We start from the raw sequence: 17,413 nt of genomic DNA, 5'->3' as shown, positions 1-17,413 counted from the left end.
CCGATCCCTCCCGAACCTGCGCCTTCGTGGGGGGGGGCGGGTCGCCGCCGCCCCCCCCCGGCCCCTCGTCGTTCCCGGGCTACTGCTGCGGCGGCGGGGGAGGCGTCTGCCCGTCCGGCTGCTGCGGGGGCTGCGGGTAGCCGTAACCGGGCTGCGCGGGCGGCTGACCGGGCTGCGGGTACGGCTGGCCCGGCTGCTGCGGCGGGTAGGGCTGGCCGGGCTGGGCCGGGGCCTGGGCCTGCGGCGGGTACGGCTGCCCGGGCTGGGCGGGCGGCTGGCCCGGCTGGCCGTAGAGCTCGCTCATGGCGTACGGAGTGCCGGGCTGCGGCGGCTGGGGTGCCTGGGGGTACGGGCCCGGCTGTCCCGGAACCGGCGGCTGACCGGGGACGTGCTGCCCGGGCATCGGCTGTCCCGGCACGGGCTGTCCGGGAAGCGGCTGGCCAGGGGCGGCGTACGGCTGACCCGGCATGGGTTGGCCCGGCATCGGCGGGGCGGCCACCGGCGGCGGGTTGCCGTCGCTGGTCCACAGGCCGTGCATCTGCTGGTGCCGTACGAAGTCCTCGGCGACCATCGCCGCGAGGTTGAAGTACGACTCCCGCACCTTCGGCCGCATCATGTCCAGGTCGACCTCGGCACCGGCGGCGAGGTGCTCGTCGAACGGCACGACCACGACACCGCGGCAGCGCGTCTCGAAGTGGCTGACGATGTCCTCGACCTTGATCATCTTGCCGGTCTCGCGGACACCCGAGATGACGGTGATGGACCTCGACACGAGGTCGGCGTACCCGTGCGCGGACAGCCAGTCCAGCGTGGTGCTCGCACTGCTCGCACCGTCGACGGACGGCGTGGAGATGATGATGAGCTGGTCGGCGAGGTCCAGCACACCGCGCATGGCGCTGTAGAGCAGACCGGTACCGGAGTCGGTGAGGATGATCGGGTACTGGTTGCCGAGCACGTCGATCGCGCGCCGGTAGTCCTCGTCGTTGAAGGTCGTGGACACGGCCGGGTCCACGTCGTTGGCGATGATCTCGAGCCCGGACGGCGCCTGGGAGGTGAACCGGCGGATGTCCATGTACGAGTTGAGGTACGGGATCGCCTGGACGAGGTCACGGATGGTGGCCCCGGTCTCCCGGCGCACCCGGCGGCCGAGCGTACCGGCGTCCGGGTTGGCGTCGATCGCGAGGATCTTGTCCTGACGCTCGGTGGCGAGCGTGGAGCCGAGCGCGGTCGTGGTCGTGGTCTTGCCGACACCGCCCTTGAGGCTGATGACCGCGATGCGGTAGCAGGACAGCACGGGCGTCCGGATCAGCTCGAGCTTGCGGTTCCGCTCGGCCTCCTCCTTCTTCCCGCCGATCTTGAACCGGCTCTGCGCCGCCGTGGGCCGCCCGCTCTTCGCCTTCTGCTTCTTGTTGTTGAGCAGCCGGTCGGAGGACAGCTCCACCGCAGCGGTGTAACCCAGCGGTGCGGCACCGGGGTTGGTCACCTGCCGCTGATCGTGCTGGATGGGCTGCGGCCAGGCTGCACCGGCGCGCGGGTCGACGGGCTGCTGCGGGGCATGCGGTGCCTGCTCGGGGTATCCCTGCGGTGCCTGCGCGCCCGGCTGGGGCCCACCGTGCTGAGGCTGCCCGTGCGGTGGCACACCAGGCTGCGGCTGCCCCTGTGCCGCGGGCGGCTGGGGGAAGCCGTAACCGCCGGGTTGGGCAGGGGGGGTGGGTCCGGTTTGGGCGGGGGGTGCCGCGGGTGCGGCCTGCGGCTGGGCGTTCGGGGCGGGGGCGCCGGGGTGCGGGAAGCCGTAACCGCTGGGGGTGTTGGGGGCCGCGGGCGGCTGCGGGAAGCCATAGCCGCCGGGCTGGGCGGGCGGTGCCGCGGGGGCGGCGGCCGGGGGCTGCTGTGCGGCCGGGGTGCCCGGCTGCGGGAAGCCGTAGCCGTTCTGTGGGGTGGGCGCGGGTGCGGCGGCCGGGGGCTGCTGCTGGGCGCCGGGGTGCGGGAAGCCGTAACCGCCGGGCTGGGCAGGCGGGGTGGGGCCGGGTTGGGCGGGTGCCGCGGGTGCGGCCTGCGGCTGGGCGTTCGGGGCGGGGGCGCCGGGATGGGGGAAGCCGTAACCGCCGGGTTGGGCAGGGGGGTTGGGGCCGCGCTGGGCGGGGGGTGCCGCGGGGGCGGCAGCCGGGGGCTGCTGTGCGGCCGGGGTGCCGGGCTGCGGGAAGCCGTAGCCACCTCGGGTGTTGGGGGCCGCGGGCGGCTGCGGGAAGCCGTAACCGCCGGGTGCCGGGGCGCCGGGCTGCTGTTGAGCCGGCGGCTGCTGCGGCGGCGGAGCCGGGGTGCCCGGGTGCGGCGTGCCGACGGGCGGCTGCTGAGCGGCCGGGGCGGGCGCCTGGTTCGGGTGGTTCCACGCCGCGGGGGCGGGCTGCGGGGCCTGCGGCTGGAAGGCCGGCTGCTGCGGAGGCACAGGCGGCTGGCCCTGCGCGGCCGCCGGTTGCGGCTGCGCGGGTGCGGCGGGGTCCGCCTGCTGCGGCTGCGGCTGTGGCTGTACGGGCCACTGGGCGGCCGGTGCGGGCGCGGCAGGCTGGTACGACGGCGGCAACGGCGGCAGCCCGCCCTGCGGCGCCGGCGGGGGAGTCCATGCGGGCGGCGCGTCCTGAGGAGCGTCGGCCGCGCTCGGCACGGTGTCCTGGGGCTCGCTGTCCTGAGGATCGCTGTCCTGAGGATCGCTGTCCTGGGGTTCGTCGGCAGGCGCGGCATCCGCCGGCACGGCGTCAGAGGGCTCGGCAGCCTCAGGGTCGGGGTCTCCCGGTACGACGTCTTCGACTGCGGCGTCCGAGGGTTCGGCGTCCACGGAAGTCGGGTCCTCAGGCGCGGTGACCTCGGGTTCGGCCTCCGCCTCCGCGTCCGCCTCGGCCACCGCGTCGGTCGAGCCCTCGACCTCCGCCTCACCCGAATCGGCGTCCTCGGGCTCGATTGCCGAGGACTCCGTGTCCTTGGAGTAGCCGGAGAGGGCGCTGAGTTCGACCACGTCGGCCGAGTCGGAGCCCTCGGCCTCGTTGGCCGTATTGTCGTCGGCGGCCTCGTCCTCGGCTCCGGTCTCCGCGTCCGCGGACGGGTCCGTCACCTCGGCGTCGGTGTCACCGTCACCGCCCTCGACGGGGGTGTCGACGTCCACGCTCTCGCCCGCGGCAACCTCGTCGGGAGAACCGTCGGCCTCGACGGAAGCCGCGTCGGCGGCGTCCTCCTCGGCCGCGGTGGCGCGCTCGGCGATCTCACGCTTCAGCGCCACGGCGGAGAACCGCATCGTGGCACCGCTCTCCAGGTCCCCGTTCCCGGACTCGTCCTCGGCAGCCGAGGCAGCCGGAGAAGCCGGGGAAGGCGAAGACTCGGAGCCGTCCGACGAGTCGGCGGCAACGGGCGCCGGCGGGGCGGCCGGAGCCCCCCACTGCGACTGGAACCCGCCGACCGGAATGTTCGGCACGGCCGTCGGCGACGAGGGGCCTTCACCCGGCGCCTCGCCCGGCCCCGGCGGCTGAGCAGGCGGCGCGGGCCGACCCGGCTGCGGCTCGAACCCGCTCCCCGCCGGAAGCCTCGGCACCGCACCCGGCCCGCCGCTGGGCGGCGCCGGCGGCGTGAACGGCGTACCGGGCGCGGGCGGCGGCGCAAAAGGGGCCCCGGGCGCGGGCGTTGCCGCAGGGGGCGTGAAGGGAGCCCCGGGCGCCGGCGCAGGCGGAGCGAAAGGAGCCCCCGGAGCCGGAGGAACCGGCGGAGCCGGAACGGAGGCCGGACCGCCGGACGAAGGAGGCTGCGGAACCGAATGAGCCGGCGGAGTCAGCCCCGGCAGCGAGGAGATGGAGAAGTCCGAAGGAGACCCGGAAGCAGACGGCACCCCCGGCACCGCCCCGGCCGCACCGGAACCGTTGCCCCCGGCCGCCCCCGGCGCACCGGCGGGCCCGGAGGCCGTGGAACCGGGTCCGGCCGCACCGGAACCACCGGCTCCGCCGCCACCCGCGCCTGCGCCCTCCGAGGCGTTCTGCGTGTACCAAGCAGGCGGCGCGTAGTCGATGGTGAACTCGCCCGTCGTCTCGATGGCGGACTCCGCATCGGGCTGGTCATCGCCGGGTGTGGCCCAGCCCCCGCGGATCCCGTCCCGATCGCTGCTCACAGTTCCTCCTGGTGTGGTCGAGCACCCTCACGCCGTGCCGGGGCGACCATTGCTTGTCGTCCTGAGTCGTTCCGAGGTCGTCCGATCCACCGGCTTCCCCCCTGGGACACCGCCGCCTGGTCCACGGGTCTGGCGACGCGCCCCCTCCCAGCCTAATCACCACGGACCCCACCTCGGCAGGCCCGCCCACCCCTGAGCGCCTGACCACTGCGTCACAACCGGCTCAGAAGTGGCGTACAGAGCCAGCGTATTGGTGAACAAAACGGGCGATACTCGTGCACCTGTCGCGCAGAATCTCACGCCGAACCCGAACAAAAGCGGTCGCAGTCGTCGCCCGAACCACCGCACCCCGCAAGGGCCTTGACGGCCCGCGACTTCACCCACCCGCACGTGTGATCGCAACGCCCGGCATAGTAGGGGCGCTTTCGTGATCACCCCACAGGAATCCGTGACCGCTTCACAGGAAAAGGACCCCAGCGTGAGCTTCGGCCCACCCCCTTCCATGTACACCCAGTCCGCCCTCGCCGCGGAGACCGACGAGAAGAACCGCCGCCGGAAGTGGCTGCTGGGCGTGCTCGTGGTCGTACTCGTCGCGGCGCTCGGCACGGGCGGTTGGCTGCTGTGGGGCGGTGGCGGCGCGGGCTCGACGACGTCGGGCAAGCCGCTCGCCACCGGCCAGGGGCCGCTCGACGTACGGGAGACCGTCGAGAAGAAGCCCGCGAGCGCCACCGGAAAGATGGCCTTCCGCTTCTCCGTGGACGACCTGAGCCCGGGCGAGGAGTACCGGATGCCCGGCATGTGGGCCACGGACAAGATCCTCGCCAAGGGCATCAACAAGACCGTCATCGGCCTGCGCATCGGCACCGACGCCGTCCCGGGCGACGAGAAGTGGAAGCTCCCCCTCGGCGGCCCGATCTGCGGCTACACGCGCCATGTCACCAACGACAACCGGACGGCCGTCCTCTACCGGGCCAACGACCGGGGTGGCGCCTACTGCAACCACGTGGCCTTCTTCGACCTCGACGACGGCCGCGAGGTCTGGTCGACCGACTTCCCCTACTCCAGGTTCGGGGACGCCAAGGGACTGGCGACGGGCGGCGAGGACCAGGACACCCCGAGCGTGACCCTGGTGCACGGCACGGTCGTCGTGACCTGGGGCGGCGGCACGGACGCGTACAGCATGAAGACCGGCGAGCGCATCTGGGAGACGACGTCGACCGGCTCCTGCCAGGACATGGGCGCCGCGGGCGGAGGCGCCCTGCTGGTCCGTCAGCAGTGCTGGCACGACGGCGCCGCCCTCGGCTCGACCGACGCGACCACCTACAAGGCGCGCAAGGTGGACCCGAAGACGGGCAAGGTCCTGTGGACCTACTCGGCGGCGAAGGGCATCCGGGACCTCAACATCCCGTCCGCCGAACCGCCCGTCCTGGCCGTCCAGGCCGGTGAGATCGGCATCTCCGAGATGCTGTCCCTCAACGCCGACGGCAAGACCCGCGCGGTGATCCGTCTCCAGAACGGCACCTACGTCGGCGAGTGCTCGTTCGACGACTTCCTCACCACCGACGACTGTCCGACCATCGCCGTCGGTGACGACCAGGTCTTCCTGCGCAGCAAGGACTCGGGCGAGCTGATCAACTCGAACTGGGTCATCGGCTTCGACCTGGCGACCGGGCACACCACCAAGAAGTTCGACTCCGGCCCCGGCTCGCTCCTGTACCCGGTGCGGATGAGCGGCGACAAGCTCCTCGCCGTCCGCGTGACCGACCAGCACGTCATGCCCTCGGGGCTCGTCAGCCTGGACCCCAAGGCGGCCACCGAGACCCCGTACCTCTACTTCGACCTGCCGGACGAGGCGGACCTGATGACGATGACGGACTACAACGACATCGTCGTCCAGGACGGCCGCATCTTCTTCGGCGTCAAGAAGGTCGACGGCCCCGCCAAGGGCCGGCCCAAGTGGGTCTATCTCGTGCTCGGCATCGAGAGCATGGCCGTGAAGCAGTCGACGTGAAGCAGCCGAGGGGGTGGGGTCCGACCGGACCCCACCCCCTCGTCGTACCTGCGAAGGCCTACGCCTCGAGATCGAACTCCCCGTCCCGCGCGCCCAGCACGAAGGCCCGCCACTCCGCCTCGGTGTAGCGCAGCACGGTGTCCGGATCGAGCGAGGAGCGCATGGCCACGGCACCGCCGGGAAGGTAGGCGATCTCCACCCGCTCCTCGTGCTCCTCGGTGCCGGGCGCGCTCTGCCACTCGACGCCGGAGATGTCGAGGGCGTACAGCTCGTCCCGCTCCCGCTCCTTGCGCGCCTTGATCTCCGCTTCCGTCTCCGCCATGCCGCAGCGACCCCTTCCCGACGTACGAAAACGATCTGTGGGCTCACCCTAGTGGCCGCTTCCGCACCGTTCGTGGCCTTCGGAAACCCGTGCAAGGGCGCCCACCATTGCCTGGTACCCTGTGTGACGGCCGTTTGTGTACGCACCCCCGGAGCCCCCCGCAGGTTCACCCTGCCGGCCCTGGAGGCCGCGCCCAGCGGATCCCCGCCTCCCGAGTCACGGAAGCTCCCCTGAGTAGCAGACCAGGGGCACTCGGCGGCAACCACAGATCATGAGGAGTACGCGTGTCGCTCGACGCCGCTACGAAGAAGTCCATCATCGCCGAGTTCGGTACCCAGGAGGGTGACACCGGCTCCCCCGAGGTCCAGGTCGCTCTGCTGTCCCGTCGGATCTCCGACCTGACCGAGCACCTCAAGACCCACAAGCACGACCACCACTCCCGCCGCGGCCTGCTGATCCTGGTCGGTCAGCGCCGCCGCCTTCTCCAGTACCTGGCGAAGAAGGACATCCAGCGCTTCCGTACGCTGGTCGACCGCCTCGGCATCCGCCGTGGTGCTGCGGGCGCCAAGTAAGACGCCGTGAAGGGAGCGGTTCCCGAGAGTTGGGGGACCGCTCCCTTTGCCGTACGTACGGAAACGTGCAGAGTGTCACCGGCGCTTTGTAGTGTGGTAGCACAACGCAATACGTACGACACAGAGTGATGAGCCGCACCCGTAGGGGTAGGCCGACATCACAAGACGAACGAGGAGAAGCGCTACCTCGCCGCCGCCGGTCCTCGGTAGTGGCCCCCGGGGGAAGCGAGCCCCGGGTGCTTCGATCGAAGACCGGCCCGCACTGAATGGAGCGCTTCTCCGCAACCGTCCCCCTGCCACACGGGCAGGAGGGACGAAGACGAGGAGAAAACGCTAGTGGAGAACGAGACCCACTACGCCGAGGCCGTCATCGACAACGGCTCCTTCGGCACCCGCACCATCCGCTTCGAGACGGGCCGCCTGGCCAAGCAGGCCGCCGGCTCCGCCGTGGCGTACCTGGACGACGACACCATGGTGCTGTCGGCCACCACCGCCTCCAAGAACCCCAAGGACCAGCTCGACTTCTTCCCCCTGACGGTGGACGTCGAGGAGCGGATGTACGCCGCCGGCAAGATCCCCGGCAGCTTCTTCCGCCGTGAGGGCCGCCCCTCCGAGGACGCGATCCTCACCTGTCGTCTCATCGACCGCCCGCTGCGCCCGTCCTTCAAGAAGGGCCTGCGCAACGAGATCCAGGTCGTCGCCACGATCATGGCGCTCAACCCCGACCACCTGTACGACGTCGTGGCGATCAACGCCGCCTCCGCGTCCACGCAGCTGGCCGGTCTGCCCTTCTCCGGCCCGATCGGCGGCGTCCGCGTCGCGCTGATCAACAACCAGTGGGTGGCCTTCCCGACGCACTCCGAGCTCGAGGACGCCGTCTTCGACATGGTCGTCGCGGGCCGCACCCTGGAGGACGGCGACGTCGCGATCATGATGGTCGAGGCCGAGGCCACCGACAAGACCATCCAGCTGGTCAAGGGCGGCGCCGAGGCGCCGACCGAGGAGGTCGTCGCCGCCGGTCTGGAAGCTGCGAAGCCCTTCATCAAGGTGCTCTGCAAGGCCCAGGCCGACCTCGCGTCGAAGGCCGCCAAGCCGACCGGCGAGTTCCCGATCTTCCTGGACTACCAGGACGACGTCCTCGAGGCGCTCGCCGCCGCCGTCAAGCCGGAGCTCGCCTCCGCGCTGACGATCGCCGGCAAGCAGGAGCGCGAGTCGGAGCTCGACCGCGTCAAGGCGCTCGCCGCCGAGAAGCTCCTGCCGGAGTTCGAGGGCCGCGAGAAGGAGATCTCCGCCGCGTACCGCTCGCTGACCAAGACCCTGGTCCGTGAGCGCGTCATCAAGGAGAAGAAGCGCATCGACGGCCGCGGTGTCACCGACATCCGCACGCTGGCCGCCGAGGTCGAGGCCATCCCGCGCGTGCACGGTTCCGCGGTGTTCGAGCGTGGCGAGACCCAGATCCTGGGCGTCACCACCCTGAACATGCTCCGTATGGAGCAGCAGCTGGACACCCTCTCCCCGGTGACCCGCAAGCGCTACATGCACAACTACAACTTCCCGCCGTACTCCACCGGCGAGACCGGCCGCGTCGGCTCCCCGAAGCGCCGCGAGATCGGCCACGGCGCCCTCGCCGAGCGCGCCCTGGTGCCGGTCCTGCCGACGCGCGAGGAGTTCCCCTACGCGATCCGCCAGGTGTCCGAGGCGCTGAGCTCCAACGGCTCGACGTCCATGGGCTCGGTCTGCGCCTCCACCATGTCGCTGCTGAACGCCGGTGTGCCGCTGAAGGCCCCGGTCGCCGGTATCGCCATGGGTCTGATCTCCCAGGAGATCGACGGCGAGACGCACTACGTCACCCTCACCGACATCCTCGGTGCGGAGGACGCCTTCGGTGACATGGACTTCAAGGTCGCCGGCACGAAGGAGTTCGTGACCGCCCTCCAGCTGGACACCAAGCTGGACGGCATCCCGGCCTCCGTCCTGGCCGCCGCCCTGAAGCAGGCCCGTGACGCCCGCCTCCACATCCTCGACGTGATGATGGAAGCGATCGACACGCCGGACGAGATGTCCCCGAACGCCCCGCGGATCATCACGGTCAAGATCCCCGTGGACAAGATCGGTGAGGTCATCGGCCCCAAGGGCAAGATGATCAACCAGATCCAGGAGGACACGGGCGCCGAGATCACCATCGAGGACGACGGCACCATCTACATCGGTGCCGCCGACGGCCCGGCCGCCGAGGCCGCCCGCGCCACGATCAACGGCATCGCCAACCCGACGATGCCCGAGGTCGGCGAGCGGTACCTGGGCACGGTCGTGAAGACGACGACGTTCGGCGCCTTCGTCTCCCTCCTCCCCGGCAAGGACGGTCTGCTGCACATCTCGCAGATCCGCAAGCTCGCCGGCGGCAAGCGCGTGGAGAACGTCGAGGACGTCCTCGGTGTGGGCCAGAAGGTCCAGGTCGAGATCGCCGAGATCGACTCCCGCGGCAAGCTCTCGCTCGTCCCCGTGATCGAGGGCGAAGGCGACGAAGACAAGAAGGACGACACCGACAAGTGACGTCGAGCAGCTCCACGGCGACGGCCCGCACCTCTTCGGAGGCGCGGGCCGTCGCCCGTACCCAAACGCTGATCAAGGGCGAGAACGGCATCGGCACGGTCCGCAAGACCACCCTCCCCGGCGGCCTGCGCATCGTCACCGAGACCCTGCCCTCGGTCCGTTCCGCGACCTTCGGCATCTGGGCCCACGTCGGTTCCCGCGACGAGACGCCGGCCCTGAACGGCGCCACGCACTACCTGGAGCACCTGCTCTTCAAGGGCACGACCCGGCGTAGTGCGCTGGACATCTCCTCCGCCCTCGACGCGGTCGGCGGCGAGATGAACGCGTTCACGGCGAAGGAGTACACGTGCTACTACGCGCGCGTGCTCGACGCCGACCTACCGCTCGCCATCGACGTCGTCTGCGACATGCTGACGGGCTCGCTCATACTCGAAGAGGACGTCAACGTCGAGCGCGGCGCCATCCTCGAAGAGATCGCGATGACCGAGGACGACCCGGGCGACTGCGTGCACGACCTGTTCGCGCACACGATGTTCGGCGACAACCCCCTCGGCCGCCCGGTCCTCGGCACGGTCGACACGGTCAACGCCCTCACCGCCGACCGCATCCGCCGCTTCTACAAGAAGCACTACGACCCGACGCACCTGGTCGTGGCGGCCGCGGGCAACATCGACCACAACAAGGTCGTACGACAGGTCCGCGCGGCCTTCGAGAAGGCGGGCGCCCTCAAGAACCCGGACGCCTCGCCCATCGCCCCGCGCGACGGCAGGCGCGCCCTGCGCACCGCGGGCCGCGTCGAGCTCCTCGGCCGCAAGACCGAGCAGGCGCACGTCGTCCTCGGAATGCCGGGCCTGGCCCGCACCGACGACCGCCGCTGGGCGCTCGGCGTGCTCAACACGGCCCTCGGCGGCGGCATGTCCTCCCGGCTCTTCCAGGAGGTCCGCGAGAAGCGCGGCCTGGCCTACAGCGTGTACTCGTACACCTCCGGCTTCGCCGACTGCGGCCTGTTCGGCGTCTACGCCGGCTGCAGGCCCTCGCAGGTGCACGACGTGCTGAAGATCTGCCGCGACGAACTCGACCACGTCGCCGAGCACGGCCTGTCGGACGACGAGATCGGCCGCGCCATCGGCCAGCTGCGCGGTTCGACGGTCCTGGGCCTCGAGGACACGGGCGCACTGATGAACCGTATCGGCAAGAGCGAGTTGTGCTGGGGCGAGCAGATGTCCGTCGACGACATGCTGGCCCGGATAGCCTCGGTCACCCCGGACGACGTCCGCTCGGTCGCCCGCGACATCCTGGGACGGCGGCCTTCGCTGTCGGTCATCGGCCCGCTCAAGGACAAGCAGGCGTCCCGTCTGCACGAGGCCGTCGCCTAACACCCCCTCCGGTCACAACCCCCGGTTAAGGAAGCAAGAAGATGAGCAAGCTGCGCGTGGCGGTCCTCGGTGCCAAGGGCCGGATCGGTTCCGAGGCGGTACGGGCCGTCGAGGCCGCCGAGGACCTGGAGCTGGTCGCCGCCCTCAGCCGGGGCGACAAGCTGGAGACCCTGGCCGAGACCGGCGCCCAGGTCGTCGCCGAACTGACCACACCGGACTCGGTGATGGCCAACCTCGAGTACTGCGTCGGCCACGGCATCCACGCCGTCGTCGGTACGACGGGCTGGACCGACGAGCGCCTCGCGCAGCTGAACGGCTGGCTGGCCGCCTCCCCGGAGACGGGCGTCCTCATCGCGCCCAACTTCTCCATCGGCGCCGTCCTGAACATGAAGTTCGCGCAGATCGCCGCGCCCTACTTCGAGTCGGTGGAGGTCGTCGAGCTCCACCACCCGAAGAAGGTCGACGCCCCCTCAGGCACCGCCACGCGCACGGCCCAGCTCATCGCCGAGGCCCGCCGCGAGGCCGGCACGGCCGCGGCACCGGACGCCACGGAGACCGCGCTCGACGGCGCGCGGGGCGCCGACGTCGACGGGATCCCGGTCCACTCCGTCCGCCTCCGTGGCCTGCTGGCCCACCAGGAGGTCCTGCTGGGCGGCGAGGGCGAGACGCTGACCATCCGCCACGACTCCCTCCACCACAGCAGCTTCATGCCGGGCATCCTGCTCGGCGCCCGCCGCGTGGTGACCACTCCGGGCCTGACCTTCGGCCTGGAACACTTCCTGGACCTGAACTGAGCACCTGACGTCATGCGCGCGAAGCTCTCCTACGCCATAACGGCCGCCGTCCTGGTCTTCTACTTCGTCCTGGTCGGCAGCCGCGGCGTCATGCTCATCCAGTCCGGCACGGTCATCACCGTCACCTTCGGCGTGGCCGTGCTGATCCTGCCGGTCATCGGCCTGTGGTTCCTGTGGAAGAACACCCAGTTCGTCCGCAGGGCCAACGCCCTCGCCGCCGAACTCGACGCCGAAGGCGGCCTGCCCGTCGACGAGTTGAAGCGCACACCCGGCGGCCGTATCGACCGCGACTCGGCCGACGAGATCTTCGCCAAGCGCAAGGCCGAGACGGAGGCGGCCCCCGACGACTGGCGCAGCTGGTTCCGCCTCGCGGTCGCCTACCACGACGCCCGCGACACCCCGCGCGCCCGCAAGGCGATGCAGCGGGCGATCGCGCTGCACGACGGCAGGACTGTCGAGGCCTGAGACGTACGGCGAAGGGGCCGGCCCGCACCGCTGCGGACCGGCCCCTTCGCATGAGGCATACGCCTACGAACGCCCAGGTCAGCCCCGCCGGTTCTCCGCCGCCCACGCCTCTATCGTGTCCGCGGCGCGGTCGAACGACCCCGCCCGCGCCAGGAAGTCGGCGTTGTGCGTGGTCAGCAGCACCGGCGCGTCCTGCGGGGAACGGTCCCTGCGTACGAGGATCAGCGCCTGCCCCTGAACCGTGCGCGGCAACCCGAGCCAGCGCACCGGCTGCTGTGCCGTCCGCACGGCGATGATCCGGTCCCAGGGCGTCGTACGGGTGCTGAGGAAGCGCACCTGGCGCAGCCCGCGCGCACTCACCCACACACCCATGCGCAGCAGCCGCAGGGAGGCCGCGATGACCGCCAGCGCGATACCGAAGACCACGCCGGCCTCGGGAGGCGACGCGGTGAACGCGATGATGACCGCCGCGAACAGCACGAACGAGGCGAGCAGCAGACACAGCGCGGCCACGCCCACACGCCACGGCCCCGGACGGTAGGGACGCCGCCAGCGGTCGCGGTCGTCGAAGGGCAGCGCGAGATCGTCGGCTGTCTCGAAAGCGCGGTCGGCCGTCAGGAAGGGCAGGGGCACGACTGGTCCTCACTCAATCCATGCGTGGGCTGTGCCCGGTGAGGCTATCCGCCCGTGTCCCTGCTCACCACCCGTGGGGGTCTGATGGAGTCAGCGCCCCTGGGACGCCTGTGACTGCTGAGCCGGTGTACTGGTGTCGGTGGAGAGCGCCGGCATGCCGAGGACCAGGGAGCCCACCAAACCCGCGACGAGGGTGAGCCCGAGCAGCCAGCGCCCGGCCATCTGACCGACGGACGCCCGCTCACGAGGCGGGGGCGCGACATTGCTGCGGAACCTGTCGGCTTCGGAGAGGAAGGCGAACGGGACGGGTTCGCGCCGACCGAACATGGGGGTGTTTCTCCTTCGGGATCGAGCTTGTCGTCGAACGGGTGACTGTCGTCTACACAGACGAGCGAGGGCCCCAAAAGGTGCCCGGTTTCGCCGAATTCACAGAAATTCGCTGACGTATGTCGCGTCCCGGCACCGAACGCCCCGTTGTCAGTGCCGGGCCGTAGAGTGGGCGCCGCCCGCCAGAAGTGATGGAAGGACCCTCCGAGTCGTGACCGACACCGCCGACGACCTCAAGCCCAGCTTCCGCAGCGACGTCACCGTCGAGCTGGTCAAGCACACCGCGTCCGACGCCGACGTGCTCTTCGCCGCCCGCGTCTCGACCATCGGCGAGCAGTCCCTGGACGAGCTGGGCAAGGATCCCGAGCGCTCCAAGGGCCTGATCAACTACCTGATGCGCGACCGGCACGGCAGCCCGTTCGAGCACAACTCGATGACCTTCTTCATCAGCGCCCCGATCTTCGTCTTCCGCGAGTTCATGCGGCACCGCGTCGGCTGGTCGTACAACGAGGAATCGGGCCGGTACAGGGAGCTCCAGCCCGTCTTCTACGTCCCCGGCGAGTCCCGCAAACTCGTCCAGGAGGGCCGCCCCGGCAAGTACGTCTTCGTGGAGGGCACCCAGGCCCAGCAGGAGCTGGTCGGCCGCGCCATGGAGGACTCCTACCGCCGGTCCTACGAGACCTACCAGGAGATGCTCGCCGCCGGCGTCGCCCGCGAGGTCGCCCGCGCGGTCCTCCCGGTCGGCCTGTTCTCCTCGATGTACGCCACCTGCAACGCCCGCTCGCTGATGCACTTCCTCGGCCTGCGCACCCAGCACGAGATGGCGAAGGTCCCGTCCTTCCCGCAGCGGGAGATCGAGATGGTCGGCGAGAAGATGGAGGCCGAGTGGGCCAAGCTCATGCCCCTCACCTACGCCGCCTTCAATGCGAACGGACGCGTGGCGCCGTAACGCAGCCCCGTTCCTCAACCGGGCACAGATGTACGGGTCAGCCTCGCGAAGTGTCCGTATTGCGGCATTTGGAGAAGTTCATCTAGCCTGATCAAACGGACCCGGTACTGCTTGAACCCCCGAGCAGGCAGTACCGGGCTCCGCATTTGTCCGGACTTATCCCGCACCCCAAGGGCAGACCACGCATTGAGCAGCGAGTAGCGTGTTACCCATGGCTCCGACCTCCACTCCGCAGACCCCCTTCGGGCGGGTCCTCACCGCCATGGTCACGCCTTTCACGGCGGACGGCGCACTCGACCTCGACGGCGCGCAGCGGCTCGCCGCCCACCTGGTGGACGCAGGCAACGACGGCCTGATCATCAACGGCACCACCGGCGAGTCCCCCACCACCAGCGACGCGGAGAAATCGGATCTCGTACGGGCAGTCCTGGAGGCCGTCGGCGACCGGGCGCACGTGGTCGCCGGCGTCGGCACCAACGACACCCACCACAGCATCGAGCTGGCGCGCGCCGCCGAGAAGGTGGGCGCACACGGCCTCCTGGTCGTCACGCCGTACTACAACAAGCCCCCGCAGGAGGGCCTGTACCGCCACTTCAAGGCCGTCGCCGACGCCGCCGAACTGCCGGTCATGCTCTACGACATCCCGGGCCGCAGCGGCGTCCCGATCAACACCGAGACGCTGGTCCGGCTCGCCGAGCACCCGCGGATCGTCGCCAACAAGGACGCCAAGGGCGACCTCGGCCGCGCCAGCTGGGCCATCGCCCGCTCCGGCCTCGCCTGGTACTCCGGCGACGACATGCTGAACCTCCCGCTGCTGTCCGTCGGAGCGGTCGGCTTCGTCTCGGTCGTCGGCCACGTGGTCACCCCCGACCTGCGCGCCCTCGTCGATGCCTTCGTCTCGGGCGACGTCCAGAAGGCCACCGAGATCCACCAGAAACTGCTCCCGGTCTACACGGGCATGTTCCGCACCCAGGGCGTCATGACGACCAAGGCCGCCCTCGCCCTCCAGGGCCTGCCCGCCGGACCGCTGCGCGCCCCCATGGTCGAATGCACGCCCGAGGAGATCGCCCAGCTCAAGATCGATCTTGCCGCCGGCGGGGTACAGCTCTGATACCAGACTTCACAACTGAATAAGCAGGCCACCGGTGCCTGCGCCCCACAACGACAACTGCTCATGCACGAACGTCACGCGCGCCACGTGCCCAACCGGTACGTGGCGTGCGTGGTGAGGAGAGTCTTTTGAGTCATCCGCATCCTGAACTCGGCCCGCCCCCGCCGCTCCCCGAAGGCGGCCTACGGGTCACCCCGCTCGGCGGTCTCGGCGAGATCGGCCGAAACATGACGGTCTTCGAGTACGGCGGCCGCCTTCTCATCGTCGACTGCGGAGTGCTCTTCCCCGAGGAGGAGCAGCCCGGAATCGACCTGATCCTGCCGGACTTCACGTCCGTCCGGGACCGCCTCGACGACATCGAGGGCATCGTGCTCACGCACGGCCACGAGGACCACATCGGCGGTGTCCCCTACCTCCTGCGCGAGAAGCCGGACATCCCGCTGATCGGCTCCAAGCTGACCCTCGCATTCATCGAGGCCAAGCTCCAGGAGCACCGCATCCGTCCGTACACCCTCGAGGTGGCGGAGGGGAACCGCGAACGCGTCGGACCCTTCGACTGCGAGTTCATCGCCGTCAACCACTCCATCCCGGACGCCCTCGCCGTGGCCATCCGAACGCCCGCGGGCATGGTGGTCCACACCGGCGACTTCAAGATGGACCAGCTCCCGCTGGACAACCGCCTCACGGACCTGCACGCGTTCGCGCGCCTGAGCGAGGAGGGCATCGACCTCCTTCTCTCCGACTCGACGAACGCCGAAGTCCCTGGGTTCGTCCCGCCCGAGCGGGACATCTCCAACGTCCTGCGCCAGGTCTTCGCGACCGCCCGCAAGCGGATCATCGTGGCGAGCTTCGCCAGCCACATCCACCGCATCCAGCAGATCCTGGACGCGGCCCACGAGTACGGCCGCCGGGTCGCCTTCGTCGGCCGCTCGATGGTCCGCAACATGGGCATCGCCCGCGACCTCGGCTATCTCAAGGTCCCGCCGGGCCTGGTGGTCGACGTCAAGACGCTCGACGACCTCCCGGACCACGAGGTGGTCCTGGTCTGCACGGGCTCCCAGGGCGAACCGATGGCGGCCCTGTCCCGCATGGCCAACCGCGACCACCAGATCCGCATCGTCGACGGCGACACGGTGATCCTGGCGTCGTCGCTGATCCCCGGCAACGAGAACGCGGTGTACCGCGTCATCAACGGCCTGACCCGCTGGGGCGCCAACGTCGTCCACAAGGGCAACGCCAAGGTGCACGTCTCGGGCCATGCCTCGGCCGGCGAGCTCCTGTACTTCTACAACATCTGCCGCCCGAAGAACCTGATGCCGGTCCACGGCGAATGGCGCCACCTGCGCGCCAACGCCGAGTTGGGCGCCATGACCGGCGTCCCGCACGACCGCATCGTCATCGCCGAGGACGGCGTGGTCGTCGACCTCGTCGAGGGCAAGGCGAAGATCGCGGGCAAGGTCCAGGCGGGCTACGTCTACGTCGACGGTCTCTCCGTGGGCGACGTCGGTGAACCGGCGCTGAAGGACCGCAAGATCCTCGGCGACGAGGGCATCATCTCGGTCTTCGTGGTGGTGGACTCGTCCACCGGCAAGATCACCGGCGGCCCGCACATCCAGGCCCGCGGCTCGGGCATCGAGGACTCGGCCTTCGGCGAGGTGACCCCGAAGATCGCGGAGGTGCTCGAGCGCTCGGCCCAGGACGGCGTGGTGGAGCCCCACCAACTGCAGCAACTCATCCGCCGCACCCTCGGCAAGTGGGTCTCGGACACCTATCGGCGCAGGCCGATGATCCTCCCGGTCGTGGTGGAGGTCTGACCGACGTACGACCCCTCGTACGCGTGAACCCGGAGCGGGGCGCCTCGATTTGCATCGGGGCGCCCCGCTCCAGTACGTTTACGGCTCCGCCAGAACGGGAACCCGGCCGCCTTGTGCACCGGAACCAGTCCCCGGAGCGGGTGGAAATTCCGACTCAGAATCTCTGATAAAGTCGGATCCGCCGGAAAGGGAAACGCGAAAGCAGGAACCTGGAAAGCGCCGAGGAAATCGGGCCGGGAAACGGTCTGATAGAGTCGGAAACGCAAGACCGAAGGGAAGCGCCCGGAGGAAAGCCCGCGAGGGTGAGTACGAAGGAAGCGTCCGTTCCTTGAGAACTCA

Annotated in this window: 13 protein-coding genes and 1 pseudogene; 9 read left to right on the top strand and 5 right to left on the bottom strand. The window is 70.3% G+C overall.

What is annotated here, in order from left to right:
- Positions 1-79: 79 nt before the first annotated feature.
- Together ABZ880_RS53685 and ABZ880_RS53680 are read right to left on the bottom strand one after the other, a co-directional pair.
- Positions 80-3,286, bottom strand: coding sequence for an AAA family ATPase (locus ABZ880_RS53685; RefSeq protein ID WP_361279143.1), 3,207 nt, complete (start codon positions 3,284-3,286; stop codon positions 80-82).
- Positions 3,287-4,018: 732 nt separating this feature from the next.
- Positions 4,019-4,147, bottom strand: a pseudogene (locus ABZ880_RS53680) (SCO5717 family growth-regulating ATPase); the annotation flags it as partial.
- Positions 4,148-4,625: 478 nt separating this feature from the next.
- Between ABZ880_RS53680 and ABZ880_RS53675 the strand changes: the two are divergent.
- Positions 4,626-6,158 carry a PQQ-binding-like beta-propeller repeat protein gene (locus ABZ880_RS53675; protein WP_361279140.1) on the top strand — a complete coding sequence of 511 codons (1,533 nt, stop codon included), beginning with the start codon at positions 4,626-4,628 and terminating at the stop codon, positions 6,156-6,158.
- 58 nt (positions 6,159-6,216) lie between these two features.
- Here ABZ880_RS53675 and ABZ880_RS53670 read toward each other — a convergent pair whose 3' ends face one another.
- Positions 6,217-6,480: a DUF397 domain-containing protein gene (locus ABZ880_RS53670; RefSeq protein WP_361279138.1), complete on the bottom strand. Its 264-nt coding sequence runs from the start codon at positions 6,478-6,480 to the stop codon at positions 6,217-6,219.
- Between the two features lie 284 nt (positions 6,481-6,764).
- Between ABZ880_RS53670 and rpsO the strand changes: the two genes are divergently transcribed.
- The 5 genes from rpsO to ABZ880_RS53645 all read left to right on the top strand — a co-directional run bounded on the left by rpsO (position 6,765) and on the right by ABZ880_RS53645 (position 12,240).
- Positions 6,765-7,052, top strand: coding sequence for a 30S ribosomal protein S15 (gene rpsO, locus ABZ880_RS53665; RefSeq protein WP_361279136.1), 288 nt, complete (start codon positions 6,765-6,767; stop codon positions 7,050-7,052).
- 336 nt (positions 7,053-7,388) lie between these two features.
- Entirely contained in the window at positions 7,389-9,605 is a 2,217-nt protein-coding gene (locus ABZ880_RS53660) for a polyribonucleotide nucleotidyltransferase (RefSeq protein WP_361279134.1), read from the top strand.
- Positions 9,602-10,981 (top strand): pitrilysin family protein, encoded by a 1,380-nt coding sequence (locus ABZ880_RS53655; protein WP_361279132.1) that lies wholly within the window; start codon positions 9,602-9,604, stop codon positions 10,979-10,981. The genes ABZ880_RS53660 and ABZ880_RS53655 overlap by 4 nt, the downstream gene beginning before the upstream one ends.
- A 41-nt stretch (positions 10,982-11,022) precedes the next feature.
- Entirely contained in the window at positions 11,023-11,775 is a 753-nt protein-coding gene (dapB, locus tag ABZ880_RS53650; protein ID WP_361279130.1) for a 4-hydroxy-tetrahydrodipicolinate reductase, read from the top strand.
- A 12-nt stretch (positions 11,776-11,787) separates the two neighbouring features.
- On the top strand, positions 11,788-12,240 hold the full coding sequence (locus tag ABZ880_RS53645) for a hypothetical protein (protein ID WP_361279127.1): 453 nt from the start codon (positions 11,788-11,790) through the stop codon (positions 12,238-12,240).
- A 78-nt stretch (positions 12,241-12,318) separates the two neighbouring features.
- On the opposite strand, the gene ABZ880_RS53640 is transcribed toward ABZ880_RS53645, so the two are convergent.
- Both ABZ880_RS53640 and ABZ880_RS53635 read right to left on the bottom strand, forming a co-directional pair.
- Entirely contained in the window at positions 12,319-12,873 is a 555-nt protein-coding gene (locus ABZ880_RS53640; protein ID WP_361279125.1) for a hypothetical protein, read from the bottom strand.
- Positions 12,874-12,963: 90 nt separating this feature from the next.
- The gene (locus ABZ880_RS53635) at positions 12,964-13,200 is read right to left on the bottom strand and encodes a hypothetical protein (RefSeq protein WP_361279123.1); all 237 of its coding nucleotides are present in this window, start codon (positions 13,198-13,200) and stop codon (positions 12,964-12,966) included.
- Between the two features lie 211 nt (positions 13,201-13,411).
- Between ABZ880_RS53635 and thyX the strand changes: the two genes are divergently transcribed.
- From thyX to ABZ880_RS53620, 3 genes are all read left to right on the top strand, one after another.
- Entirely contained in the window at positions 13,412-14,149 is a 738-nt protein-coding gene (thyX, locus tag ABZ880_RS53630) for an FAD-dependent thymidylate synthase (protein ID WP_361279121.1), read from the top strand.
- Positions 14,150-14,360: 211 nt separating this feature from the next.
- On the top strand, positions 14,361-15,260 hold the full coding sequence (dapA, locus tag ABZ880_RS53625; protein WP_361279119.1) for a 4-hydroxy-tetrahydrodipicolinate synthase: 900 nt from the start codon (positions 14,361-14,363) through the stop codon (positions 15,258-15,260).
- Positions 15,261-15,388: 128 nt separating this feature from the next.
- The gene (locus ABZ880_RS53620) at positions 15,389-17,074 is read left to right on the top strand and encodes a ribonuclease J (protein WP_361279117.1); all 1,686 of its coding nucleotides are present in this window, start codon (positions 15,389-15,391) and stop codon (positions 17,072-17,074) included.
- The last annotated feature ends 339 nt before the right edge of the window (positions 17,075-17,413 follow it).

Origin of the sequence: Streptomyces sp. NPDC047043 (assembly GCF_040644055.1) — a bacterium.
In the GTDB taxonomy this organism is placed as follows: domain Bacteria; phylum Actinomycetota; class Actinomycetes; order Streptomycetales; family Streptomycetaceae; genus Streptomyces.
Note: the sequence above shows the minus strand (reverse complement) of the source record. Positions and strands in the feature narration are given on the sequence as shown.

Excerpts from the sequence above, each read along its gene's own strand:
- ABZ880_RS53685 (WP_361279143.1), bottom strand. The coding sequence starts at position 3,286 with ATGCGGTTCTCCGCCGTGGCGCTGAAGCGTGAGATCGCCGAGCGCGCC.
- ABZ880_RS53670 (WP_361279138.1), bottom strand. The coding sequence starts at position 6,480 with ATGGCGGAGACGGAAGCGGAGATCAAGGCGCGCAAGGAGCGGGAGCGG.
- dapB (WP_361279130.1), top strand. The coding sequence starts at position 11,023 with ATGAGCAAGCTGCGCGTGGCGGTCCTCGGTGCCAAGGGCCGGATCGGT.
- ABZ880_RS53645 (WP_361279127.1), top strand. The coding sequence starts at position 11,788 with ATGCGCGCGAAGCTCTCCTACGCCATAACGGCCGCCGTCCTGGTCTTC.
- ABZ880_RS53635 (WP_361279123.1), bottom strand. The coding sequence starts at position 13,200 with ATGTTCGGTCGGCGCGAACCCGTCCCGTTCGCCTTCCTCTCCGAAGCC.
- dapA (WP_361279119.1), top strand. The coding sequence starts at position 14,361 with ATGGCTCCGACCTCCACTCCGCAGACCCCCTTCGGGCGGGTCCTCACC.